At 70.4% G+C, this 25,354-nt stretch carries 19 protein-coding genes and 1 pseudogene; 11 read left to right on the forward strand and 9 right to left on the reverse strand.

The window, feature by feature from the left end; translation table 11 throughout:
- Nucleotides 1–20 precede the first annotated feature (20 nt).
- From C6Y14_RS06820 to C6Y14_RS06830, 3 genes and pseudogenes are all read right to left on the reverse strand, one after another.
- A complete protein-coding gene (locus C6Y14_RS06820; RefSeq protein WP_107015585.1) occupies nt 21–818 on the reverse strand; it encodes an energy-coupling factor ABC transporter ATP-binding protein in 798 nt (265 codons plus the stop codon).
- Nucleotides 806–1,567, reverse strand: a complete 762-nt coding sequence (gene cbiQ / locus C6Y14_RS06825; RefSeq protein ID WP_107015586.1) for a cobalt ECF transporter T component CbiQ — start codon at nt 1,565–1,567, stop codon at nt 806–808. Before cbiQ ends, C6Y14_RS06820 begins: the two co-directional genes overlap by 13 nt.
- Before the next feature lies 1 nt (nt 1,568).
- Nucleotides 1,569–2,709, reverse strand: a pseudogene (locus tag C6Y14_RS06830) (energy-coupling factor ABC transporter permease).
- A 105-nt stretch (nt 2,710–2,814) separates the two neighbouring features.
- Between C6Y14_RS06830 and C6Y14_RS06835 the strand changes: the two are divergent.
- A complete protein-coding gene (locus C6Y14_RS06835; RefSeq protein WP_107015588.1) occupies nt 2,815–3,159 on the forward strand; it encodes an SsgA family sporulation/cell division regulator in 345 nt (114 codons plus the stop codon).
- A 112-nt stretch (nt 3,160–3,271) separates the two neighbouring features.
- Here the strand turns inward: C6Y14_RS06835 and C6Y14_RS06840 are convergent, their stop codons facing one another.
- The 5 genes from C6Y14_RS06840 to C6Y14_RS06855 form a co-directional block, all read right to left on the reverse strand.
- A complete protein-coding gene (locus C6Y14_RS06840; protein WP_107015589.1) occupies nt 3,272–4,993 on the reverse strand; it encodes a penicillin-binding transpeptidase domain-containing protein in 1,722 nt (573 codons plus the stop codon).
- Nucleotides 4,994–5,144: 151 nt separating this feature from the next.
- A complete protein-coding gene (locus C6Y14_RS06845; protein WP_107015590.1) occupies nt 5,145–6,776 on the reverse strand; it encodes a penicillin-binding transpeptidase domain-containing protein in 1,632 nt (543 codons plus the stop codon).
- Nucleotides 6,777–6,961: 185 nt separating this feature from the next.
- Nucleotides 6,962–7,399, reverse strand: a complete 438-nt coding sequence (locus tag C6Y14_RS06850; RefSeq protein WP_107015591.1) for a nuclear transport factor 2 family protein — start codon at nt 7,397–7,399, stop codon at nt 6,962–6,964.
- Between the two features lie 330 nt (nt 7,400–7,729).
- The gene (locus C6Y14_RS43970) at nt 7,730–8,557 is read right to left on the reverse strand and encodes a hypothetical protein (RefSeq protein WP_159074187.1); all 828 of its coding nucleotides are present in this window, start codon (nt 8,555–8,557) and stop codon (nt 7,730–7,732) included.
- A 362-nt stretch (nt 8,558–8,919) separates the two neighbouring features.
- A complete protein-coding gene (locus C6Y14_RS06855; protein WP_107015592.1) occupies nt 8,920–10,662 on the reverse strand; it encodes a dolichyl-phosphate-mannose--protein mannosyltransferase in 1,743 nt (580 codons plus the stop codon).
- Between the two features lie 62 nt (nt 10,663–10,724).
- Here C6Y14_RS06855 and rsmI point away from each other — a divergent pair, with 62 nt between their 5' ends.
- From rsmI to C6Y14_RS06910, 10 genes are all read left to right on the forward strand, one after another.
- Nucleotides 10,725–11,600 carry a 16S rRNA (cytidine(1402)-2'-O)-methyltransferase gene (gene rsmI, locus C6Y14_RS06860; RefSeq protein WP_107015593.1) on the forward strand — a complete coding sequence of 292 codons (876 nt, stop codon included), beginning with the start codon at nt 10,725–10,727 and terminating at the stop codon, nt 11,598–11,600.
- 430 nt (nt 11,601–12,030) lie between these two features.
- Nucleotides 12,031–12,546, forward strand: coding sequence for a hypothetical protein (locus C6Y14_RS06865; RefSeq protein ID WP_225890935.1), 516 nt, complete (start codon nt 12,031–12,033; stop codon nt 12,544–12,546).
- A 125-nt stretch (nt 12,547–12,671) separates the two neighbouring features.
- Nucleotides 12,672–13,541: a TatD family hydrolase gene (locus tag C6Y14_RS06870; RefSeq protein ID WP_107015594.1), complete on the forward strand. Its 870-nt coding sequence runs from the start codon at nt 12,672–12,674 to the stop codon at nt 13,539–13,541.
- Between the two features lie 179 nt (nt 13,542–13,720).
- The gene (locus C6Y14_RS06875; RefSeq protein ID WP_107015595.1) at nt 13,721–15,214 is read left to right on the forward strand and encodes a resuscitation-promoting factor; all 1,494 of its coding nucleotides are present in this window, start codon (nt 13,721–13,723) and stop codon (nt 15,212–15,214) included.
- 525 nt (nt 15,215–15,739) lie between these two features.
- The gene (gene rsmA, locus C6Y14_RS06880; RefSeq protein WP_107015596.1) at nt 15,740–16,600 is read left to right on the forward strand and encodes a 16S rRNA (adenine(1518)-N(6)/adenine(1519)-N(6))-dimethyltransferase RsmA; all 861 of its coding nucleotides are present in this window, start codon (nt 15,740–15,742) and stop codon (nt 16,598–16,600) included.
- Between the two features lie 14 nt (nt 16,601–16,614).
- Nucleotides 16,615–17,514: a 4-(cytidine 5'-diphospho)-2-C-methyl-D-erythritol kinase gene (locus C6Y14_RS06885; RefSeq protein WP_107015837.1), complete on the forward strand. Its 900-nt coding sequence runs from the start codon at nt 16,615–16,617 to the stop codon at nt 17,512–17,514.
- A 255-nt stretch (nt 17,515–17,769) separates the two neighbouring features.
- Entirely contained in the window at nt 17,770–19,578 is a 1,809-nt protein-coding gene (locus C6Y14_RS06890) for an ABC-F family ATP-binding cassette domain-containing protein (protein WP_107015597.1), read from the forward strand.
- Between the two features lie 212 nt (nt 19,579–19,790).
- Nucleotides 19,791–21,671, forward strand: coding sequence for an outer membrane protein assembly factor BamB family protein (locus C6Y14_RS06895; protein ID WP_107015598.1), 1,881 nt, complete (start codon nt 19,791–19,793; stop codon nt 21,669–21,671).
- A 196-nt stretch (nt 21,672–21,867) separates the two neighbouring features.
- Entirely contained in the window at nt 21,868–23,694 is a 1,827-nt protein-coding gene (locus tag C6Y14_RS06905) for an outer membrane protein assembly factor BamB family protein (protein WP_107015599.1), read from the forward strand.
- Nucleotides 23,695–24,143: 449 nt separating this feature from the next.
- Nucleotides 24,144–24,848, forward strand: coding sequence for a helix-turn-helix transcriptional regulator (locus tag C6Y14_RS06910; protein ID WP_107015600.1), 705 nt, complete (start codon nt 24,144–24,146; stop codon nt 24,846–24,848).
- 169 nt (nt 24,849–25,017) lie between these two features.
- Here the strand turns inward: C6Y14_RS06910 and C6Y14_RS06915 are convergent, their stop codons facing one another.
- Nucleotides 25,018–25,335 carry a hypothetical protein gene (locus C6Y14_RS06915; protein WP_107015601.1) on the reverse strand — a complete coding sequence of 106 codons (318 nt, stop codon included), beginning with the start codon at nt 25,333–25,335 and terminating at the stop codon, nt 25,018–25,020.
- Between the last annotated feature and the right edge of the window lie 19 nt (nt 25,336–25,354).

Here is a 25,354-nt window from a genome sequence, read left to right on the forward strand (position 1 = left end):
TACCCTTCGCCGCGCGAGCGTCACGCGCCCATTGTCACCGAGCGCGGATCGAAGCCGAACGGCAGCTCCAGGCGGTGCTGTCTCATCAGCTCGTCGTCCGAGAGCAGTTCGCCGGTCCTGCCGTCCGCCGCGATCACGCCTTCGCTGAGGATCAGGGCCCGGGGGCACAGTTCGAGGGCGTACGGGAGATCGTGCGTGACCATGAGTACAGTCACGTCCAACGAGCGCAGGATGTCGGCGAGTTCGCGCCGCGAGGCGGGATCGAGGTTGGACGACGGCTCGTCGAGGACGAGGATCTCCGGCTCCATCGCCAGTACGGTCGCGACCGCCACCCGGCGCCGCTGGCCGTAGGAGAGGTGGTGCGGAGGGCGGTCGGCGAAGTCCTCCATGCCGACCTGTTCGAGCGCCGTGCGCACCCTCGCCTCCAGCTCGGGCCCCTTGAGCCCGGCGGACGCGGGCCCGAACGCCACGTCCTCGCGCACGCTCGGCATGAAGAGCTGGTCGTCCGGGTCCTGGAAGACGATGCCGGCCTTCCGCCGGATCTCCGCCATGTGCTTCTTGCCGACGGGCAGCCCGGCGACCGTCACCGTCCCGGCGCCGCCGGTCAGGATGCCGTTGAGGTGGAGTACGAGGGTCGTCTTGCCGGCGCCGTTCGGGCCGAGCAGGGCCACGCGCTCGCCCCGGCCGACCGTGAAGTCCACGCCGAAGAGCGCCTGGTGCCCGTCCGGATAGGCGAAGGCCAGCCCGGCCACGTCGAGCGAGGGGACGGGGGAGGGGACGGGGGAGGGAAGCGGAGGGAGCGAGTTCACAGGGTCCATCCCAGCAGACATACGACGAGCGCGGCGCACGGCAGGGCGAAGGCGTACGACCACTGCGCGCGCGACGCGGTCACCTCGTCGATGACCGGCATCGAACCGGTGTAGCCCCGGCTCACCATGGCCAGGTGCACCCGCTCCCCGCGCTCGTAGGAGCGGATGAACAGGGCCCCCGCGGACTTGGCGAGGACGCCCCAGGAGCGCACGCCACGGGCCTCGAAGCCGCGCGACTCCCGCGCGATCCGCATCCGCCGCATCTCGTCCGCGATGACGTCCCCGTACCGGATCATGAAGGACGCGATCTGTACGAGCAGGGGTGGGAGCTTCAGCCGCTGGAGGCCCAGCAGGAGTTCGCGCAGCTCGGTCGTCGAGGCGAGCAGCACGGACGCGGCGACACCGAGCGTGCCCTTGGCGAGGACGTTCCAGGCGCCCCACAGGCCGTTCACGCTCAGGGACAGGCCGAGCACGTCGACCCGCTCGCCCTGCGCCACGAACGGCATCAGCACGGCGAAGGCCACGAACGGCACCTCGATCAGCAGCCGCTTCAGTACGAAGCCGGCCGGGACGCGGGCCGCGTACGCCACGCCCGCCAGCAGCAGCGCGTACAGCCCGAAGGCCCACATCGCCTCGCGCGGGGTCGAGACGACGACCAGGACGAAGGCGAAGACGGCGGCGAGCTTGGTGTGCGGCGGCAGAGCGTGCACGGGCGAGTGCCCGTGCCGGTAGAGCCGGTGCGCGTGGCCTGCTCCCATGTCAGACGGACTTGCCGAGCCGCGCGGACGACGTCTCCGACGGGGAGGTCTCGGGCGTACGGCGCCTGCGGACGGCCCAGAAGACGCCCGTGCCCGCGACGATCGTGACGCCCACGCCGATCACGCCTGCGAGGCCGCCGGAGATCCGGCTGTCGGTGAGGCCCTCGACGCCGTAGTCGGCGAGCGGCGAGTCGGCGGCGGCGTGGTCCTCGACCTTGGCGTCGATGCCCTTGTCGGAGGCGACCTTCTCCAGGCCGTCGGGGTTCGCCGAGGCGTAGAAGCTGACGAACCCGGCGAGGACGAGGGAGGTGGCGAGCCCCGCCAGCCACACCTTGCGGTGGGACCGGGCGGCCACGGCGACGGGGGCGGGCTCGGCGGCGGGGGTGTCGACCAGCTCGCCGTTGACCCGCAGCTTCAGGGGCGCGGTCAGGCCGCGGGCCCCGTACACGAGGTCCGGTCGTACGGCGATGACGGCGCCGACCGTGAGGGCGGTGATCGCGGCCTCACCGATGCCGATGAGGACGTGGACGCCGACCATGGCGGTGAAGACCTGGCCGATCGGGACGTCCGTGGTGCCGCCGATCGCGTAGATCAGAGTGAAGGCGACGGCGGCGGCCGGGACGGAGATCACAGCGGCGACGAACGCCGAGACGGTAATGGACCGACGCTTCCTGGGCAGGAGTTTTACGAGGCCTCGGAAGACGGCGTAGGCCACGACCGTGGTGACGACCGCCATGACCGTGATGTTCACGCCCAGCGCCGTGAGGCCGCCGTCCGCGAAGAGGATGCCCTGCATGAGGAGCACGACCGACACGCACAGGACCCCGGTGAAGGGGCCCACGAGTATCGCGGCGAGCGCGCCTCCGAGCAGATGTCCGCTGGTCCCGGCCGCGACCGGGAAGTTCAGCATCTGCACGGCGAAGATGAACGCGGCGACCAGTCCCGCGAGCGGGGCCGTCCGCTCGTCCAGCTCACGGCGGGCGCCGCGCAGGCTCACCGCGACCGCCGCGGCGGCCACGGCTCCGGCGGCGACGGAGACGGGCGCGTTGATGAATCCGTCGGGCACGTGCATGGAGGGCTCCGCTTCCGGGGGCAGGCCGACTGGCTATAACCGTTCGATGATAGTGGCTTAATGCGAACAGCTTGCAAGAGCGAGGTGACCCCGAATACGACTACGACTCAGCTGGGAGCGCATATCGGAAAATATGCGACATTAGATATGGATCAGTTCAAAGAGGGAGCGATCGATGTCCGCCGTTGAGCAGTACGCGCGCGCCCACATCGTGACGGACGAGGTGCAGGATCCGCCCGCCGTGCCGGTGGCCCTTCGATACGACCCGGAGACCGACCCCCGACGGGTGCACATCATGCTGCCCGGCCACCACGAGTGGGTCTTCGCCCGCGACCTGCTCGAACAGGGGCTACGGGCGCCGGCCGCCGCCGGTGACGTACGCATCTGGCCCTGCGGCCGGGTCCAGGCCGTCATGGAGTTCCACTCGGCGACGGGAGTGGCGGTCGTGCAGTTCGAGGCGAAGACGCTGATCCGCTTCCTGCGCCGGACGTACACGGCCACCCCCGTGTCGTCGAACTGAACCGGCCGCTCCCGACCGGTTCAGCCACCCCGGAGGGGCCGTACCCCCGCCGACAGCGACCGTACGGCGGTCGGCAACGGCCTCGCCACAGCCGGCAGTGACCCTGCTTCGGTCAGCTGCCCGCCTTCAGCAGTGCCGCCACGATCGGGCCGGCCGTCTCGCCGCCGTGGCCGCCCTGCTGGACCACGCCCGCGGCGGCCAGATCACCCTTCCAGGCCGTGAACCAGCCGTTGGGCTTCTTCTGGTTGTCGACCTCCGCCGAACCGGTCTTGGCCCCGAAGTCCGGGCCGAGCCCGGCCATGGCCTCGGCCGCCGTACCGGCCGCGGCCGTGTACTGCAGGAGTTCCTTGAGCTGCGCCTGCGTGTCGGCCGACAGCGAGCGGGACCCCTTCGCGAGCGTCCGGTCGTCGACGGTCGGAGACACCAGATAGGGCTGGCGGAACGTGCCCGTCTTGGCCGTGGCGACGACCGACGCCATGTTCAGCGGGTTCATCCGCACCCCGCCCTGCCCGATCAGCGAGGCCGCCTTCTGGGCCTGCGACTGCACCGGCACCGAGCCGTCGAAGGTCGGCACCCCGATCGCCCAGTTGTCCATACCGAGGCCGAACACCTGCTGGGCCTGCTTGGTCAGGGCGTCGTCGCTCAGCTTCTTGGCCTGCGTGATGAAGGCCGTGTTGCAGGAGCGCGCGAAGCTCGCCTTGAACGTGCCGTCCTTGATCTCGAACTTGTCGTCGTTCTGGAACTTCCAGCCGCCGTACGTCGAGTACTTGGGGCAGGGGTGCTCCTTGTTCGTCGACGCGAGCCCCTTCTCGATGAGCAGCGAAGCCGTGACGATCTTCATCGTCGAGCCGGGGGCCAGCGAGCCCTGGAACGCGGTGTTGAAACCGTGCCCCGAGTTCGCGACGGCCAGGATCTCGCCGGTCGACGGCCTGATCATGACGGCCGAAGCCTTGGACTTCGCGGCGACCTCCTGCTCGGCGGTCGCCTGCAGGGCCGGGCTGAGCGTCGTACGGACCGTGCCCGGCGTGCCCTCGCTCAGCTCCAGCAGCGTCTTGTCGGGGTTCTTGTCGGAGGCGTCCGTCTTCTTCGCGTCGGCGGCGTCCTTGCCGTCCTTGCCACCCTCGGCGTCCTCCGACCCGGCGCGGATCACCCGCAGCTCGACGCCCGCCTTGCCGCCGGCCTTCTTGCCGTACTTCTCCCGCAGACCGTCGAGGACCGTCCCGAGGGAGGGGTACTTGGCGGTGGTCAGCTCGCCGCCGTCCCGGTCCAGGGCCTTGACCGGGGGTGTCCCGGCCTCACCGGTGACCAGCTTGTCGCCGTCCTCCAGCTCCGGGTGCACGACCGCCGCATGCCAGTCGACCAGCGGCTTCCCGTCCTTGGCGCGACGCACGACGGTGAGCTCCGACTCGTACGCGAGAGGCTTGCTCAGGGTCTTGTACGCGACCGTGCCCTTGACGGCGAACGGCACGGCGTCCCCGGAGCGCTTCCTGGCGGTGAGCGTCACATCCTCGACGTACGCCTCCTTGCCGTAGCCCGTGAGCAGGGTGCGCGCCGCCGTGACGTCGTTCGTCGCCGCGGCGGCCTTCTCGACGTCACCGCTCTGCCAGGCTGTGAGGAAGGCGGTGGCCGTGGACTTCACCTCGGCCGCCGACAGCGGGCCGCTCTTCACGGACTTCGCGTCGGAGGACGAGCCCGCGTCGGCCACCGCTCCGCCGCCGTACAGGGCGTAGACGCCGAACCCCGCACCGCCGACGACAACGGCGATCATCCCGCCGATGACGGCGGGCTTCGTCTTCGTCCTGCCGCGCTCAGGTGCGCGCCTTCTGTTCCCCACGGCTTCCGTTCCTTCGTTGCTTCCCCGACGCCCTCAACGGCTCTCCACGAGTCTCCGCCGGCTCCAGGAGTCCCCGTGCGTTCCTCGAATCCCCACCGGCTCCCCTAGAACGAGAGCCACCAGCCTAGAGTCCCGGCCTGTGAGGGTGAGTTCAGCCACCTGTCCGTAGCACAGCTGCGACAATCGGACCCGCCGCGTCCCCTCCGTGACCGCCCGCCTCCGTCATGGCCGCGGCCGCGATGTCGCCCCGGAAACCGGTGAACCAGCTGTCGGACTTCTCCTGACCATCGACGTCGGCGGAGCCGGTCTTCGCGCCGATGTCACCGCCGAGCCCCGACATCGCCTGCGCGCCGGTACCGCTGGTCGCGGTCAGCTGCATCATCTGCTTCAGCTGGGCGGCGGTGCCGGACGGCAGACCGCGCGCGGTGGCGAGCTCCCGGTCGTCGAGCTTCGGCGACACGAGGTACGGCTGGTGGAACGTGCCCGTGATCGCGGTCGCGGTGACCGACGCCATGTTCAGCGGGTTCATCTGGACCTCGCCCTGGCCGATCGCGTTGGCGGCGCGGTTCGGGCCGCCGGACGCGGGGACGCTCCCGTCGAAGGAGACGATGCCCGTCTTCCAGTCCTTGCCCAGACCGAACCGCTCCTGCGCCTCGGTGGTGAGCGACTCGTCCGTGAGCGGCCGCGCGTCGGAGCCGTCGATGAGCTTCACGAAGGCCGTGTTGCACGAGCGCATGAAGCTGTTGGCGAGCGTGGCCTTCTCATTGGGCTCCATGCCCGTCAGATTCTTGAAGGTCTGGCTCTGCCAGGTCGCGGTCGGCGGACAGGGCGCCGGGCTGTTCATCGCGGTCACACCGTTGTCGATGAACATCGCCGCCGTGATGATCTTCATGGTGGAGCCGGGTGCGACCTTGCCCTGGAAGGCCGCGTTGAAGGCGTCCTCGCGGTGGTTGGCGACCGCCAGCACCTCTCCGGTGCTCGGCTTCACGGCGACCACCGACGACTCCGCGTACCGCGTGACGGCCTTCTCCGCGGCGGCCTGCGCGCCCGCGCTGATCGTCGTACGCAGCTTGCCCGCCTTGCCCTCGGCGAGCGTCACCAGCGTGCTGTCCCCGGCGGTCTCGCTCTCGTGCTGGATCGCGAGCTCGACGCCGGGTGTGCCGCCCGCCTTGTCGCCGTACCGCTCGCGCAGGGAGTCGAGCACCGGGCCGAGGGACGGGTACTTCTTCTCCGTCAGGACGACGCCGTTACGGTCCACCGCCTCGATGGGCGGGCTCGCCGCCTCGCCCGTGACCAGCGTGTCGCCCCTCTTGAGGTCCGGATGCAGCACGGCCGGCTGCCAGTCGACCAGCGCCCGCCCGGAGGTCTTCCCCCGCACGACGGCCAGCTCGCTCCGGTAGGCCAGCGGCTTGCTCTTCCCCTCGTACGAGACGGTGGCCGACACCTCGAACGGCACGGTCGCGCCCGTCGCCGTACCGGGCGTGATCTTCACCTTGCCGATGTGCGCCTGGCCGCCGTAGGCGACGAGCAGCTCCTTGGCGGCCAGGGCGTTGTCGGTCAGATCCGCGGCGGTGGGGGCGTCCCCCTGCTCCCAGGCGGTGAAGAACTTCTCGGAGGTCTCCCGCACCTCGTCGCCGGAGGGCGGCCCGGTCCTCTCGGCCGCGGCGGCGGAACCCCCGTCCCCGCTGACGGCGGTCACGATGTTGTACGCGCCGTACCCCGCGCCCCCCACCATCAGCGCGAACACCCCGCCGACAATGCCGACCTTGACCCCACTCCGCATCTCGCGTCCCCTCCCCGATCCGCCCCGTGCACCGTTCTGAACGCGTTCAGAACGGTGTCCCTGCGTCGCACTGTATGCGGGGAGAGTGACGGATGGGGGTGCTGTTCCCCGATCGTTAGACGCGCGGACCCCGACCGGCGGACGGCACGTGACCCCGGCCGGCGGACGGGCACGGGCCTCGTCTCTCAGGTGGCGCACGCCTCGGCGATCGCGAGGCCGTCCTCGTAGAGGTGATGCCGGGTGATCCGGCCACCCTCCACGGTGAGACGCAGCGCGAACGGCCCCTCGAAGGACTTCCCGGTCGCCCGCACGGTCCCCGACAGATGCCCCATCAGCACGGCGTCGGTGCCGTCGACGAGAAGAACATCGACGGAGGCACGCGCGTCCTCGGGCACGGTGTACTCCGCCAGTTCCACGAACTGGGCGGCACACTCGGCGCCGGTGGACCGCGGCCGGATCCACGGCACTGTGGGATTCGCGGCGAGCTGCCAGTCGACGCGCTCGGCGAAGATCTCCACGAGCCGCCCGGTGTCCCCGGCGACCCGGGCGGCGATGAACTCCTCCACCACGGCCCGGGTGACCGCGCCGCTGACGTCTGTTGTTGCGCTGGAACCGACGGACATGACGCTCTCCTCGCTACCGCGACCGGATCCCGGCGGCGATCGCCGCCGAGGTGCCTGATCCTGCCGGGGGCGGGGGGAGCGGTCGATTACTCCGGGGGTAATGGGCGGGCCGGGCTCGGGTGTCGAGCCATATCTGGGTCCGCCAGCTGTCCATCGGGATTGCCTGGCCCCTGTAGATCAGCCAGAAATAGACGAAGTCCCTCAAGATTGCGCGAACGTCTCTCTGAACAGGAACTATGCCTACAACTGGGCGTCAGTGGACGGGTTGGAGCCGTCTGTGGGCCGTGACACTGCTGCATTCATTCCCTACGGGACATCCCCGCTCGCCTCCTAGGGAGTCCCACGCGCTTTGAGAGTGTTCGTATATGTATCAAACCAGTGATTCTCGGCCTCGGGGAAGGAGAGAAATGGTTTCCCGTCATCGTCTATTTCGGTCACTCCCTCCTTTCCCTCGCTCACCCAGTGGAGCTTTGCCGTCCACTCGGAAAAGCCACGCGATATCCCATTCAAGATGAAAACTTCAGGATCCACAGAGGATACCTTATATGGAAAGTCCACAGGTTTCAGAATTTGCTCACCCGTCTCATTGATTTTTGCGATTTTGAACTTTGGCCTAGGGGCATCCAGGTCTGCCTCGTAGATCCTCTCTGTGACAGCGCCCCCGCAACCCGATCCAACGAACATCAGAGTCCCCGGATCCTTTAGGTTCTTCTTTATTGCTACGTCGAGGCCGGTCAGTACGACCGCAGCTCCCTTTTTGCCCTGGATCGTCACTTTGGCCCATTGGCCCGTAGCCAACTCCGATCCGGTCGATTTGCGAACTTCATCGAGAATCTTGCTCAGTCTGTCGGAACTTCCCGCACTGGTCGGATCGCCCAGGTTGTCTCTGAGTTCACGAGCCACGACCGGAGCCTTGTCGTGCAGGCGCCATGTGGTGCACGCGGCTTCTTTTTCCGTGCTTACTGTAACCGTCGGGCTGCTCCGGTTGTCATCCTCGAAAAAGCTCGATATCAGTGAGAGTCCCCCCTGCTGCAGCCAGCCGGCAATCACCCCTGTGGCTACTGTGGTCACAGCAGCTACTACGGTTGGCCTCTTCCACCATTTCACAACAGGCGATTCGTCATCTCCTCCGGAGCCCGCACTTCCACTATTGGTCATTCCCCCGCTCCTTTCAAGTGAGGGAAACCGTACTGCGGCTAAGGCTTCGAATCTACCGATCGTCGACTTTTGGGTAGATCAATTCACGTCAGCCTGCAAATCAATGTGCGGATAGCGTGTATTGCGTCACCTGCTACGGGCGAGGTTGTAAGGCATTTAGTTGAGCGCAAGCTCCAGCAGGGACGGCGCCCAAGCGGCTCTCCGTGGCCAACCTCTGGTCAAGGGGCGGGCGTCTCGGGAAGCCAGAGGGTCGCTCTGGGCCGTCCTCGGGCCTGCGAGAGCGGCCATCGGTGGCTGTCAACAACCAACAACGACCAAGGGGGCGCGGCAACCAGCCGCGCCCCCTTGCCACGTCTGTGCAGCTAGACCCAGGTGTCCAGCCACATCCGCGCCCGCCAGCTGTCGATCGGGATTGCCTGGCCCGTGTAGATCGGCCAGAAGTAGATGAAGTTCCAGGCGATCAGGAGGATCAGGACGCCTGATGCCGCCGCGCCGATCACTCGGCGGCGTTCCGTGGCGCCCGGGGGGCCCAGCATCGCGCCGATCATCATCGCCACCGCCAGGCACAGGAAGGGGAGGAAGACGACCGCGTAGAAGAAGAAGATCGTGCGTTCCTGGTAGAGGAACCACGGGGCGTAGCCCGCCGCGATGCCGCAGGCGATCGCGCCCGCCCGCCAGTCGCGGCGGAAGATCCAGCGCCACAGGATGTACAGGATCGCGAAGGCCGCGGCCCACCACAGGAGCGGGGTGCCGAGGGCCAGGACCTCGCGGGCGCACTTCTCGCCCGCGTCCGTCGGGCAGCCGTCCTTGCCGGGCAGCGGCGACTCGTAGAAGTACGAGACCGGGCGGCCCGTGACGATCCAGCTCCATGGGTTCGACTGGTACGTGTGCGGGGAGTGCAGGCCGACATGGAAGTCGTACACCTGGGTCTCGTAGTGCCACAGGCTGCGCCACCAGTCGGGGAACAGCCACGACCAGTCGCTGGTGCGGCCGTCGGCGGTGGCCCAGTTGCGGTAGTAGCCGCCCTTGCCGTCGGTGGCGGACAGGAACCAGCCCGTCCAGGAGGCGAGGTACGTGGCGATCGCCACCGGGACCGTGGAGAGGAATGCCCAGCCCACGTCGTGTTTGAGGACCGCCCGGTAGGGGCGGCGGGCGCCTGCCACCCGGCGGGAGCCGACGTCCCACAGGACCGTCATCAGGCCGAACGCGACGAGGATGTAGAGGCCGTTCCACTTGGTGCCGATGGCCAGGCCGAGCATCAGGCCCGCGAGAAGGCGCCAGGGGCGGCGGCCGAGGCGGGTGGTCGTGGCGGTGTGGGAGTCCGGGCGTACGACTCCGTCGGCGTCCGGGGGGAGTGCGGCGGCCAGGCGTTCGCGGGTCTTGTCGCGGTCGACGACCAGGCAGCCGAAGGCCGCGAGGACGAAGAACATCAGCACCTGGTCGAGCAGCGCGGTGCGGCTCATCACGAAGTGCAGGCCGTCCACCGCCATCAGCGCGCCCGCCAGGCACCCGAGGAACGTCGAGCGGAACAGGCGGCGGCCGATCCGGCACAGCATCAGCACGGACAGTGTGCCGAGCAGGGCCGTCATGAACCGCCAGCCGAACGGCGTGAACCCGAACATCCACTCGCCGAGCCCGATGACGTACTTGCCGACCGGCGGGTGGACCACGTAGGCGGCGTCCGTCGGAATCCTGACGTTCCCGCCGTTCTGCAGGATCAGGTCGTTGGCGTCCTTGGCCCAGTTGACCTCGAATCCGCGGTGGATGAGCGCCCAGGCGTCCTTGGCGTAGTACGTCTCGTCGAATATCACCGCCTTCGGGCTGCCCAGGTTCCAGAACCGCATCAGGCCCGCCAGCAGCGTGATGAGCAGCGGGCCGCCCCACGCCGACCAGCGGACGATGCGTGCGGCGGCCTCCTGGCGGAGCCCGATCGCCGCCCACAGACGTGGGCCGGGCTCGGTGTACGCGGGCACGAGGCGGTCGCGGACGTCGTCTCTGGATCCGGCCGCGTAGCCGAACCTGCGCAGCCGCTGCTGCCACGACGGCCGCTGCTCTTCGACGCCCTGTCCCTGCCGGGTGTCCGTGGAGGACGCGGTACTTGTCACCGCGCCATCGTAGGGAACAGGTCTGTGTGAGTCCCGCGGGCCGCCCCTGCGAGGATGGAACCGTGACAGGAACCGGTGGAACCGCGGCAGGAATCCTCGTACTCGCAGGCACGCCCATCGGGGACATCGCGGACGCACCGCCCCGGCTCGCGGCGGAGCTGGCGGGCGCCGACGTCATCGCCGCCGAGGACACCCGGCGGCTGCGGCGGCTCACCCAGGGCCTCGACGTCCAGCCGACCGGACGGGTCGTGTCCTACTTCGAGGGCAACGAATCCGCGCGTACGCCCGAACTGGTCGAGGCGCTGGTCGGCGGCGCGCGCGTGCTGCTCGTGACCGACGCCGGGATGCCGTCCGTGTCGGACCCCGGCTACCGGCTCGTGGCCGCCGCCGTCGAGAAGGACATCAAGGTCACCGCCGTGCCCGGCCCGTCCGCCGTGCTCACCGCGCTCGCGCTGTCCGGGCTGCCCGTCGACCGGTTCTGCTTCGAGGGATTCCTGCCGCGCAAGGCCGGCGAACGGCTCTCGCGGCTGCGCGAGGTCGAGGACGAGCGGCGCACGCTCGTCTTCTTCGAGGCCCCGCACCGGCTCGACGACACCCTCGCCGCGATGGCCGAGGTGTTCGGCGCCGAGCGGCGGGCCGCCGTCTGCCGTGAGCTGACCAAGACGTACGAGGAGGTCAAGCGGGGCCCGCTCGGGGACCTCGCCGTCTGGGCCGCGGAGGGTGTACGCGGCGAGATCACCGTCGTCGTCGAAGGCGCCCCGGAGAGGACCGAGGTGCTCGGCCCCGACGAACTGGTGCGCAGGGTGCGGGTGCGCGAGGAGGCGGGGGAGCGCCGCAAGGAGGCGATCGCCGCCGTCGCCGCGGACGCGGGCGTGCCCAAGCGGGAGGTCTTCGACGCGGTCGTCGCGGCGAAGAACGCCGAGCGCGCGGGCCCCTGAAAGGCCCTCAAAAGACTCCCTGGACCACCTCCTGGACCACCTCCTGGACGACCTCCTGGACGACCTTCGGAACGGTCTCCGGGACGACCTCCTCGATGGCCTTCGGAGCGGCCCTGAACGGCCCTCCGAGCGACCCCCGTCATTGGGCGCGAACGAGCGCGTGACCTGCCGGAAAGAGGCGGAACAGCCCCGTTGAGGGAGCGCGCGGGCCCTCAGGGGAGCGCACGATCTCACAGGGGAGCGCACCGGCCCATGCGCTCGTAAAGGAGCGCCGTCGAAAGCAAAGCCCCGACCGGGTATCGAGGGCCCTCCGACAAGGAACGGCCAAGACGGCTCCAACACTCGACAGGTCCGGTGCATTCACGTCGGCACAGGCGTCCACTGGAGGAAGGACAGACCCGTCCTCGTCCAGCGGACAAGAGGAGCCGGCATGAGCGAGATCGCAGGGCAGCCCGGTCGGATCACCGGCGCACCCGCACCCGCACGCCGCGTCGACGCCGTCACGGCCACCGACACCGTCCACGAGTCGTATTCGTTCGCCTGCATGCGCTGCGGGCACGGCTGGGAGCAGTCGTACGAGATCGAGCACCACTTCGACGCCGAGGGAGCCCAGTTCGTGACGTACGTGGCGGACGGCCTGGTCGTGCCGTCGCCGCTGAGCCGGCCGAGCTGTGTGAACTGCGACGGGCACATCGTGCGCATCATGCGGGCCGGCCAGGTGTCCTCGGCGCAGAACTCGATGCGCCGCGCGCTGTCGGTACCGCCTATGAAGCGCGCCACGGTCTCCGCGGTCTCCCCGGTGCCCGCGGAGGCGGCGCAGTCGCCAGAGGGGGCGCAGCTGCCGGAGGCGACGACTACGGAGCCCAAGGCCGTCCACCACTGGCATCTGTCCGACCTGCTGCACCCGTTCCATCACCGCCCGTTCCACCACCGCAAGGCGGGGTGACTCCGGGGCGTACCGGCCTCCCGGCACCCGCCCGCGGGCGCCGGGTCCACCCCTCACGGACCGCTTCCCCGCGAGGCGGGACCCGGCGTCCCGCTGCCGTGAGACCCCCTTCGTAGGATCGGGGTATGCCTTCCAACGCCGAAGCCCCGCCCCTGCCGGACCCCCTGCGGGTACCGGTGGCCGACTCGCACACCCATCTCGACATGCAGTCCGGCACGGTCGAGGAGGGTCTCGCCAAGGCCGCGTCGGTCGGCGTGACGACGGTCGTGCAGGTGGGCTGCGACCTGAAGGGCTCGCGCTGGGCCGCCGAGACGGCCGCCGCGTACGACGCCGTCCACGCGACCGTCGCCCTCCACCCGAACGAGGCGCCCCGGATCGTGCACGGGGATCCTGGGGGCTGGTCCCGGCAGGGTGCGCGGCAGGGCGGTGGCGCGGGCGCGCTGGACGAGGCGCTCGCCGAGATCGACCGGCTGGCCGCGCTTCCCCAGGTCAAGGGCGTCGGCGAGACCGGCCTCGACCACTTCCGTACCGGCCCCGAGGGCGTCGAGGCCCAGGAGCGGTCCTTCCGCGCGCACATCGAGATCGCCAAGCGGCACGGCAAGGCGCTCGTCATCCACGACCGGGACGCCCACGCCGACGTGCTGCGCATCCTGAAGGAGGAGGGCGCGCCCGAGCGGACCGTCTTCCACTGCTACTCCGGGGACGCGGAGATGGCGGCGGTCTGCGCCCGCGCCGGCTACTACATGTCGTTCGCAGGGAACATGACCTTCAAGAACGCGCAGCCGCTGCGCGACGCCCTCGCCGTGGCGCCGCTCGAACTCGTCCTCGTCGAGACCGACGCGCCCTTCCTGACCCCCGTCCCGTACCGCGGACGGCCCAACGCCCCCTATCTCATTCCGGTCACGGTCCGTGCCATGGCCGCCGTGCGGGGGCTCGACGAGGACGCGCTGGCGACGGCGCTCTCGACGAACACTGCCCGCGCGTTCGATTACTGACCCATAACGGACAGCGGGCTCCCGGGGTCCGGCCCGGGGCGCTCCGCCACACACTGTGGTCGCGCTGCTTTGGAGAGTGACGAACGCTCCGCTAGGTTCTGTCCGCCCACCCGCCTCCCCTCAACCCGAAGGAGCCCGCGGGCGTACCTCTCTCCACCGGTCTTCTGGAGCGTGTCGTCGTGAGCAGTCCGCAGTACGAGACGTATGGCCCGAACGTGAACCCGGACACGTACCGGCCCGCGTACGGGCAGGAGCACGAGCCCGCCTACGGGTACGAGCACGCGTACGAGCACGCGTACGAGTACGCATATGAGTACGGGAACAGGCACGGGCCCGTGTACGCGTACGAGCTGGAGCACGAGCCCGCGTACGGGCACGAGTACGGGCATGGACACGTGCACCCCGGTGAAGCCTGGTTCCCGGACGCGCCGACGCTTCCGCGACAGGCGGTGCCTCTCGCCCCGACCGCCGAACTGACCACCGAACTGACCGCCGAACTGGCCGACGAACTGTTCAACGGCCCGGCGGCCCGGTCCGGTGGCCGTGCCGAAGCCCGGCGGGCCGCCCGGCGCCGCAGGAGCGCGGACCGGCCCGACGTACGGAAGCTGCTCCCGCAGGCGCTCGTCGTCGCCTTCCTCGCGGGCGGCACCTCCGCCTTCGTCGCCGACGACAAGGCGATCGAACTGACCGTCGACGGCCGGCCCCGCACCCTGCACACCTTCGCGGACGACGTGGGCGAACTCCTCGCCGACGAAGGGGTCGAGGTGGGCGCGCACGACGTGGTGGCCCCCGCCGCCGGGACCGCCCTGACCAGCGGCGCGGAGATCGCCGTGGAGTACGGGCGGCCCCTGCGGCTCACCCTGGACGGGCGGTCGAGTCATGCGTGGACCACCGCCCACACCGTGGACGAGGCACTGCGGGAACTCGGGGTGCGTGCGCAGGGCGCGTACGTGTCGGTGCCACTCACCCGGCGGATCGGGCGGGCGGGGCTCGCGCTCGACGTCCGTACCGAACGCACCGTGACGGTCATGGCGGACGGACAGGCGCGGACGGTCCGTACGAACGCGGCGACGGTCGGCGAGACCGTGGCCGAGGCCGGGATCACGCTCCACGGCCAGGACACCACGTCCGTGCCCGGCGACAGCTTCCCGCGCGACGGGCAGACCGTGACGGTCATGCGGATCACCGGCACGAAGGAGGTCCGTGAGGAGTCGCTGCCCTTCGAGGTACGGCGGACCGATGATCCCGGACTGTTCCGGGGCACCGAGGTCGTGGAGCAGGCGGGGCGGCCCGGACTGCGGCGCGTCACGTACGCGCTGCGGACCGTCAACGGCGTCGAACAGAAGCCGCGGCGGCTGCGGGCCGAGGTCGTGCGGGAGCCGCGGGCGCAGGTGGTGAAGGTGGGGACGAAGCCGCTTCCCACGTCCGTGCAGGGGGCCGACCGGCTGAACTGGCAGGGGCTCGCGCACTGTGAGTCCGGGGGGCGGCCGGGGGCGGTCGATCCGTCCGGGACGTACGGCGGGCTGTACCAGTTCGATACGCGGACCTGGCAGGCGTTGGGTGGGGCGGGGCGTCCGCAGGACGCTTCCGCGGCGGAGCAGACGTTTCGGGCGAAGAAGTTGTATGTGCGGCGGGGGGCGAGTCCCTGGCCGCACTGTGGGGGGCGGCTGTAGGGGTCGTCCCACGGGGCTGCGCCCCGGGCCCCGCGGGATTCGTCCGCGGGCCGGTGGGGGCGGGTCGCGCAGTTCCCCGCGCCCCTGAGGGGCGGGGCTGCGCCCCGGGCCCCGTGGGGGTTTCGTCTGCGGGTCGGTGGGGGCTGGTCGCGCAGTTCCTCGCGCCCCTGAAGGCGGGGCTTTGCCCCGGTGCTCGGGGTGGGTTTCGTCCGACGGTGCGTCGTGGCTGGTCGCGCCGTTCCCCGCGCCCCTGAGGGGCGGGGCTGCGCCTCGGGCCCCGTGGGGGTTTCGTCCGCCGGCCGGTGGGGGCTGGTCGCGCCGTTCCCCGCGCCCCTGAAGAAAGGCGGGGGCTGCGCCCCGCCTTTCTTCTTTGAGGTCGGCCGCCGCTCTTCTTTGAGGTCGGCCGTCGCAGGGGATGTATTCAGACTGTCCGGCGTTTGAGGGCGAGCGCGTCAGCGTGGCGGGGGTGTGGGGGCGCAGGCCCCACGGACGGGGGCCGGCCGTGGGCACCCTTACCCTTGGGGCGTGACCAGCCCCGCCTCCGACGCCCTCCTGGGCCCCGCCGACATCCGCGAACTCGCGGCAGCCCTCGGCGTACGGCCCACCAAGCAGCGCGGTCAGAACTTCGTCATCGACGCCAACACCGTGCGGCGCATCGTCCGGACCGCCGGCGTCCGTCCCGAGGACGTGGTCGTCGAGGTCGGACCGGGCCTCGGGTCCCTGACCCTGGGCCTCCTGGAGGCGGCCGAGAGGGTCGTCGCCGTCGAGATCGACGACGCCCTCGCGGGCGCGCTGCCCGCCACGATCGCCGCCCGTATGCCGGAGCGCGCCGAGCGGTTCTCGCTCGTCCACGAGGACGCCATGCAGGTGTCCGAGCTGCCGGGCCCCGCCCCGACGGCCCTGGTCGCGAACCTCCCGTACAACGTCGCCGTGCCCGTGCTGCTGCACATGCTCGACACCTTCCCCACCATCGAGCGCACGCTCGTGATGGTGCAGGCGGAGGTCGCCGACCGGCTCGCCGCGCCGCCCGGCTCGAAGGTCTACGGCGTGCCCTCCGTGAAGGCGAACTGGCACGCCGACGTCAAGCGCGCCGGATCGATCGGCCGTAACGTCTTCTGGCCCGCCCCGAACGTGGACAGCGGCCTCGTCTCGCTGGTCCGCCGCGCGGAGCCGGTGAAGACGACCGCCACGAAGCGCGAGGTCTTCGCCGTCGTGGACGCCGCCTTCGCCCAGCGCCGCAAGACGCTGCGGGCCGCGCTGGCCGGCTGGGCCGGTTCGGCGCCCGCCGCCGAGGCCGCGCTGGTCGCCGCGGGGGTCTCGCCGCAGGCACGCGGTGAGTCCCTGACGGTGGAGGAGTTCGCCCGGATCGCGGAGAACAAGCAGTGAGTGGGGCGGACGGCGTGACGGGGAGCGTGACGGTACGGGTTCCCGCCAAGGTCAATGTCCAGCTGGCCGTGGGCGGCGCGCGGGCCGACGGGTTCCACGACCTCGCCAACGTGTTTCTCGCCGTCGGGCTGTACGACGAGGTGACGGTGACCCCCGCCGACGCCCTGCGGATCACCTGCGAGGGGCCCGACGCCTCCCAGGTGCCCCTGGACCGTACGAACCTTGCGGCGCGGGCGGCGGAGAAGCTGGCCGCGCGGTACGGGCGCCGGGCCGATGTGAACATCCACATCGCGAAGGACATCCCGGTCGCCGGCGGCATGGCGGGCGGCTCCGCCGACGGCGCGGGCGCGCTCGTCGCCTGCGACGCCCTCTGGGGTACGGGGGCCTCGCGCGACGAGCTCCTGGAGATCTGCGCGGAGCTCGGCAGCGATGTGCCGTTCAGCCTGGTCGGCGGGGCCGCGCTCGGGACCGGGCGCGGGGAGAAGCTGCGGGTCCTGCCGGTCGGGGGGAGTTTTCACTGGGTGTTCGCCGTGGCCGACGGGGGGTTGTCGACCCCGGCGGTGTACGGGGAGTTCGACCGGCTGAACGAGGGGCTCGTGATGCCTGAGCCGGTGGCCTCCGGGGTGTTGCTCGAAGCGTTGGCCTCCGGGGACGTCCCGGCGCTGGCCGCGGCTGTGTCCAATGATCTGCAGAGTGCCGCGCTGTCGTTGCGGCCGTCGCTTGCCTCGGCGCTGGCTGTCGGGGTCGAGGGTGGGGCGTTGGCCGCGATCGTGTCGGGGTCCGGGCCCACGACGGCGTTTCTTGTCGCCGACGCGGAGGCTGGGGCGAAGGTCGTTGACGCGCTGGTGGCGGCGGGGGTCTGTCGCGCCGCGCGTGTGGCTGTGGGGCCGGTGAGCGGGGCTGTTCCGGTGTGACCTGCGCGGGTGTGGGGCGGGTGCGTGGCGGGTGGGGCGAGTGTGGGGCGGGTGCGGGTCCGGTGGGGGCTGGTCGCGCGGTTCCCCGCGCCCCTGAGGGCAAAAGACTGCGCCGTTCCCCGCGCCCCTGGGGCTGCGCCCCTGAAAGACCCGCCCCCTGAGCGTTCCCGTCCACCCTTTCTGGGCGTCCGGAAGGATCATCCTTGTGGGCGACTACCCTGGAAGGTCGATCGATCCCCCCTTGTCAGGAGTGCGATGGCCGTCAATCTGGTCAATGTCGAGGCAGTCAGCAAGGTGTACGGAACCCGTGCGCTGCTCGACGGAGTCTCCCTCGGCGTGTCCGAAGGGGACCGGATCGGGGTGGTCGGCCGTAATGGTGATGGCAAGACCACGCTGATCCGGATGCTCGCGAAGCTGGAAGAGGCCGACTCCGGGCGCGTCACGCACTCGGGCGGGCTGCATGTCGGCGTGCTCACCCAGCACGACTCCCTGGATCCCGCGGCCACCGTCCGGCACGAGGTGATCCGGGACATGGCCGACCACGAGTGGGCGGGCAACGCGAAGATCAGGGACGTGCTGACGGGTCTGTTCGGCGGGCTCGACCTGCCCGGCTTCCCGCAGGGTCTCGACACCGTGATCGGTCCGCTCTCCGGCGGTGAGCGGCGGCGCATCGCGCTGGCCAAGCTACTCATCGACGAGCAGGACCTGATCATCCTCGACGAGCCCACCAACCATCTGGATGTGGAAGGCATCGCCTGGCTGGCGCAGCACTTGCGCGAGCGCCGGTCCGCACTCGTCTGCGTCACCCACGACCGGTGGTTCCTGGACCAGGTCTGCACCCGTATGTGGGACGTGCAGAAGGGCGACGTCTACGACTACGAGGGCGGTTACACCGACTACGTCTTCGCGCGCGCCGAGCGCGAGCGCATCGCCGCCACCGAGGAGGTCAAGCGGCAGAACCTGGTCCGCAAGGAGCTGGCCTGGCTGCGGCGGGGCGCCCCGGCCCGTACGTCCAAGCCGCGCTTCCGCGTCGAGGCCGCCAACGAGCTGATCGCGGACGTGCCGCCGCCCCGCGACAGCAGCGAGCTGATGAAGTTCGCCTCGTCCCGGCTCGGCAAGACGGTCTTCGAGCTGAAGGACGTCACCGTGCAGGCGGGGCCCAAGGTGCTCCTCAAGCATCTGACCTGGCAGCTCGGTCCGGGCGACCGGATCGGTCTGGTCGGCGTGAACGGCGCCGGCAAGACCTCCCTCCTGCGCGCCATGGCGGAGGCCGCCCGTTCCGACGGCGAGACGCAGCCCGCCGCGGGCCGGGTCGTCACCGGCCGGACCGTCAAACTCGCCTACCTCTCCCAGGAGGTCGGCGAACTCGACCCGAACCTGCGGGTGCTGCAGGCCGTCCAGGCGGTCCGCGACCGGGTCGACCTCGGCAAGGGCCGCGAGATGACCGCGGGCCAGCTCTGCGAGACCTTCGGGTTCAACAAGGAGAAGCAGTGGACGCCCGTCGGCGACCTCAGCGGTGGTGAGCGCCGCCGGCTGCAGATCCTGCGGCTGCTGATGGACGAGCCGAACGTCCTCTTCCTCGACGAGCCGACGAACGACCTCGACATCGAGACCCTCACCCAGCTGGAGGACCTCCTCGACGGCTGGCCGGGCTCCCTGATCGTGATCTCCCACGACCGGTTCTTCATCGAGCGCACGACCGACCGGGTGTTCGCGCTCCTCGGCGACGCGACCCTGCGGATGCTGCCGCGCGGTATCGACGAGTACCTGGAGCGGCGCCACAAGATGGAGGAGGCCGCCGCGGCCTCGGCTCCGGCAGCTGAGAAGGGTGCTTCGCCCGCAGCGGTATCGGCCAAGGAGGACCGCGCCGCGAAGAAGGAACTCCAGAAGATCGAGCGGCAGCTGGACAAGATCTCCGAGAAGGAGAGCAAGCTGCACACGCAAATCGCCGATAACGCCACGGACTTCGGCAAAGTGGCCAAACTGGACAGTGAGCTGCGTGAACTGGCCACCGAGCGCGAGGAGTTGGAAATGCGCTGGCTGGAGCTCGCCGACGACGCGTGAAGAGCGCGTGAACAAGCGTAACGAGGGCATCACGGGCCGGTTCTCCCTTGGAAACAGGGAAGAACCGGCCCGGTGTTCGAGCGCTCCAGGGTGATAGAAAGAGCCGTCTGGGAACACTCTCAGGCCGTATGACAACCACTGTGAGTGCATCGCCCGCTGCGGTGCGTACTGCAGGGCATGGCTAAAAATCAGTGAAGAGGGGGAACGCGCTGATGACTCAGCCGCCTGAAAAGCCGTCGCAGCAGGGCGGGTTCGGAGCGCCGCAGGACCCGCCGCCGCAGGGCGGCTTCGGACCTCCGCAGGACCCGCGGGGCGCCACGCCGCCCCCGCCCGCCCAGCCACCGGCGGCCCCGCCGCCCCCGCAGGGCGCTCAGCAGGGCCCCCCGCAGACACCGCCGCCCCCGCCCCCGCAGGGCGCGCCGGGCACCCCGCCGCCCGCGCCCGGTTACGGCTACCCGCAGCAGCCCGGTCCGTACGGACAGCCCCAGCAGCCGGGCCCGTACGGCTATCCGCAGCAGCCGGGCCCGTACGGGCAGCCCGGTCCCTACGGCCAGCCGCAGCAGCCGGGGCCCTACGGCCAGCAGCAGCCCGGGTACGGCTACCCGACGCAGCCGCAGTACCCGGGCGGGCCCGGCACCCCGCCCGGCGGTGGCTCGCGGAGCCCCTTCAAGGGGAAGCCCGCGATGATCATCGGCGCCGCGCTGGCCGCGGTGCTCGTCATCGGAGGCACCGTGCTGGTCGTCGCCGGCGGTGACGACGACGGCGGCGGCAAGAAGAAGCCCGTCGCCGACAGGAGCCAGGACACCAAGCCCTCCGGGTCCGACGCGCCCATCAATCCCGGTGACGGCGAGGGCGACGGCAACGCCGGCTCCGAGGACCTCAACGAGGGCCGCCAGGCCGGTGAGTCCAAGGTGCTCTGGTACAAGGAGGCCCCGGACGCGCCCGGTTCCGGCGCCGACGCCCCCGGCATGTGGATCACGGACGAGGTCGCCGTGAAGGCCGCGTACAAGCAGCTCTTCGCCTACGACGTCGCCGACGGCAAGGTCAGCTGGCCCGCGATCACGTTCCCGCAGGCGATCTGTGCCGCGTCCGCGCAGAAGACGTCCGACGACAAGGTCTTCGTGGCGTACAAGGAGGGCACCAAGAGCGGTGCCGAGTGCAACCAGCTCGTGCAGGTCGACCTCGCGACCGGCAAGAAGGGCTGGACGAAGGAGATCCCGAAGGGTGAGCTGTTCGACAGCTCCCTCTCCCTGAGCCTGAACATCTCCGGGGACACCCTGATGGTCGGCCGCTCCCAGTCCGGCCTCGGCTACGACACGGACAGCGGCGACAAGCTCTTCGACAAGAAGAGGTACAGCAACGCCTGCTTCCCGACGGCGTTCGCGGGCGGCGCCAAGCTGCTCTCCGTCGCCTCCTGCGGCGCGGGCGGCGACGACGAGCACGACGAGGTGCAGGAGCTCGACCCGGCGACCGGCAAGGCCAAGTGGACCAAGAAGATCCCCAAGGGCTGGCGCGTGGAGCGCGCGTACTCGGTGGATCCCGTGGTTCTGTACCTCACCAACGCGGACAAGAAGCAGTGGAACGTCACCACGCTGAAGAACGACGGCACGGCCCGTTCGCAGGTCGACGTCGACGAATCGTTCGCGCCGGAGTGCGGCTGGGCGATCCTCTCGCGTGACCTCCAGGGCTGCGAGGGCGTGGCGGCCGACGCCAACACCCTCTATCTGCCGACCGAGGCGAAGAGCGGCGCCAACGAGATCGTCGCGATCAGCCTGGAGAGCGGCAAGGAGAAGTGGCGCGTCAAGTCCCCGGTGGACGATTCGATGGTGCCCCTGAAGATCGACGGCACGGACCTCGTCGCGTACGTGGGTCCCTCGTACGACGCGGGTGGCCGGATCGTCTCGATCCCGACCGGCGGCGGTGCGCACACCCCGAAGACGCTGCTGCAGAACCCGCAGGGCGCGGCGGACGTGGAGAACGGTTTCTTCTCGAAGGCCGTCGACTGGGTGGACGGGCGCTTCTACCTCTCCACCACCCGGCTGACCGGCAACGACGAGTCGAAGGAGAAGCTGATGCTGGCCTACGGCAAGTGACCGGGCCGGCCTCCGCTCCCGCCGCTCCCGCCGTTTCCGGCGCTCTTCCCGCCCGCAGCGCCCGCAGCGGGCGCACCGGCCCCACCCGCGTCTCCGGCCCCACCCGCGTCTCCGGCGTCACGCGCGTCTCCCGCGTTTTCCATGCCTTCCGGGTCCCCTCCGTCCCGTCCGTCCCCTTCGTATCCGAGGTCACGTCATGAGCCAGCCGCCGCCCCCGCCGCCGAACCAGCCGCCCCAGGGTGGCGGTTTCGGCGCCCCGCAGGACCCGCCCCCGGGCGGGTTCGGTCCGCCCACGCCGCCCGCCGGGCCCCCGCAGCAGCCCCAGCCGGGCTACGGGTACCCGCAGGCGCCGCCGCCCCAGGCGCCTGGGCAGACGCCGCCCCCGGCCGCCGCGCCGCAGGGCCCGCCGCAGCAGCCGTACGGCTACCCGCAGGGGCCCGCGCAGCCGCCGACCGTGCCCGGTTACGGTTATCCGGGCCAGCAGCCGCCGCAGGGGTACGGCTACCCGGGGCAGCAGCCCCAGTACGGCTATCCGCAGCCCCACACCATGCCGATGCAGCCGCAGGCCCCCAAGGGCGGCAAGAAGTTCGGCGCCCAGGCGGCGATCATCGTCGCGGCCGTGGTGGCGATCGGACTGATCGTCGGCGCCGGTGTCTGGTACGCGAGCTCGTCCGGCAAGGACGACAAGGACACCTCCGCGGGCCCCGGCGGCACCGAGGGCAAGGGCGGCGACAACGACGGTGGCGGCGGCACGGGCGGTGGCGGCGGCTCGGAGAAGGTGCCGTCCAGCACCGGTGCGAAGGTCCTCTTCCAGCTGCCCGCGCCCGAGGTCCCCAAGAAGGAGGTCTGGAGCGTCGAGGGTTCCTGGCTGACGGACAAGGTGTACGCCAAGGCGGGCGTGCGCAAGGTCGTCGGCCACGACCCGGACACCGGCAAGGAGACCTGGACCCTGCCGCTGACGGGCCTGACCTGCGCCGGGTCGCCCGAGGTGACCAAGGACGGTGTCGCCGTGGTGGTCGCGGAGGACGCCAAGCGCACCAAGGCCGACCCGTACCCCTCGTGCACCGAGGTGACGGCCTTCGACGTGAACACCGGCAAGGCCCTGTGGACGAAGTCCGTGGCCCCGGGCGGCGGTGAGAAGGCCAAGTTCAAGGAGGCCAGCATCTCCGGCACCACGGTCGCCGTGGGCTCCGGCCTCGACGGCGGCGCCGCCTTCGACATCGCCGACGGCAAAGTCCTGTGGCAGCCGAAGGTCGGCACGTGCGAGGACGTCGGCTACGCGGGCGGCGAGCAGCTGGTCGCGGTCCGCAAGTGCGGCGACTACGGCAACGAGAAGTACGAGGTCCAGAAGCTCGACCCGAAGACGGGCACCGTCAAGTGGAGCTACAAGCTCCCCTCGGGCATCGACAACGCCAAGGTCATCTCCACCAAGCCGGTCGTCTTCGGCGTGGACTCCGGCGAGATCACCGCGTCCGGCGCGACCGACATCTTCTCGCTGGACGACAGCGGCAAGCTGCGTACGAAGATCACGCTGGAGGACGGCAAGTACGAGCACGACTGCGGTGTGAACAAGGTCCACAACTGCAAGGCGATCGCGGTCGGCAACGACAAGCTGTACGTGCCGACCAAGCAGCACGAGGGCGACGAGAAGTACAGCAGGGTCAACGAGATCGTGTCCTTCTCGCTGGCCACCGGCAAGTCCACGAGTGACCGGGCCGACGCCGGCGACGGCTACGAGATCTGGCCGGTCCGGATGGACGGCACCGACATCATCGCGTACAAGAACGGCCCCTACGACAAGGGTTCCCAGGTCGTCTCCATCGACGGCACGTCCTTCAAGGAGACCAAGCTCCTGGAGACCCCGGCCACCGACCAGGTCCGCAGCGCGATCAGCGGGATGGTGCCCAAGTCGTCGGAGATGCTGTACACGGCCGGTCGGCTCTTCATGGCCGAGGACCTGGTCAGCGCGCCGTACAGCAAGGACGAGAAGGACTACACGGCGATCGGGTTCGGCGCCGAGTAGCCCACGCGGCGCTCCCGCGGCCCGTGCAACGCCCCTGTCGCCCGCTTCCCGGGCGGCGGGGGCGTCGCGCTGTGCCGTCGGAGCTGTGCCGTCGGAAAGGAAAGGCAGCGGGACGGCCGGGAAATGGTCCAAGGGCGATACAGGGCGGTCAAAGAGTGGTCCGGGTCAGGCTTGTTCGCTGCGGAGTGTGGCAAGTTGCCCCTCCGTACTCGACGGAGACCCATGATCAAAGGAAACTTCCGGGTGTATACCCGTGTGCCGGTGCGGGGAGGTTGTCTCCCGCGTGCCGTTCCACGAATGAGATGAATCTTGACATTACGGGGCACTTCTCTCCACTGGGGGGAGCGCAACGTCGAACAAGCGTGTAGCTTCCGGGGGATGGAGAGCCGGGGGGCTCCTATCCATGGGGTACCAGTAGGGATCCTGGGGGGACTGGGGGGTTGGGCTCGATGGGAGTGCGGCTCATGGTGGTCGACGACCACCGACTGCTCGCCGAGGCACTCGCCTCGGCCTTGAAACTGCGCGGGCACCGCGTGCTGGCCGCGGCCGCACCCGCCGCGGGAGCGGCGGAGCTGGTGATCACCAGGGCGCCCGAGGTGTGCCTGATCGGCACGGCCACGCCTGCCGAACCGGGCATCTTCGACCCGGTGGTGAAGATCAAACGGGAGCGGCCGCAGGTCGCGGTGCTGGTCCTCGGACCGGTGCCCAACCCGCGCGGCATCGCTGCCGCGTTCGCCGCCGGCGCCTCCGGTTACGTGCGGCACGACGAGCGCATAGAGGGTGTCGAGCGCGCCATCATGAAGGCACGCGCGGGGGAGGCCGCGGTGGCGCCGCAGCTCCTCCAGGGCGCCTTCAGCGAACTGCTCAACCCGGCCGCGCAGCCCGATGACGAGGGTCAGCGGCTGCTCCAGATGCTGACGCCCCGCGAGGTGGAGGTGCTGGTACGGGTCGCCGACGGCGAGGACACCCGGCTCATCGCGGCCGGTATGGGCATAGCGCCCAGCACCGCCCGCACACACGTCCAGCGGGTCCTGATGAAGCTCGGCGTGGGCTCCCGCCTGGAGGCCGCCGCCCTGGCGGCCCGCACGGGCCTGCTGGACCGCGCGGGCCCACTGACACAACACACACCGGCGGGCCAGACCCCGGAACTCTGAGGGCCAGGCGGGGCCGGGCCCCGCAAGGGGCGCGGGGAACGGCGCGCCCAGCCCCCACCGGCCCGCAGCCAGCGAGCGCTTCTTAGGGGCGCGGGGAACTGCGCGACCAGCCCCCACCGGCCCGCGGAGAACGAACCCCCGGAGGGGGGTGGCTCGGGCCCGTCGCCCGTCACACCCTCGGGGGCTGCTCCTCCGCAGAGGACTCGTCCGGCACCGCCACGACCGTCGGCCGCAACCACAGCCAGGCCAGGAAGAACAGGCCGAGGGCCAGCATGCCCAGACCCGTCCACAGGTTGATGTTGACGCCCTCCGCCTTGTCGATGTCGGAGTCGGACGCGGTGATCCCGGCGATCGTCACGATGACCCCGTAGACCACGAAGAGGCCGCCGATGATGCGGCGGATGTCGAAGAGCCGGGCCGCGGTGGCCGACTTGCCCTGCAGTTCGGTGACCTCGCGCTGGAGGTCACGCTCGGAGTGCTCGCTCATGGCTGTCGATCCTCCAGTG

Origin of the sequence: Streptomyces dioscori, assembly GCF_003024195.1 — a bacterium.
Taxonomy (GTDB): domain Bacteria; phylum Actinomycetota; class Actinomycetes; order Streptomycetales; family Streptomycetaceae; genus Streptomyces; species Streptomyces dioscori.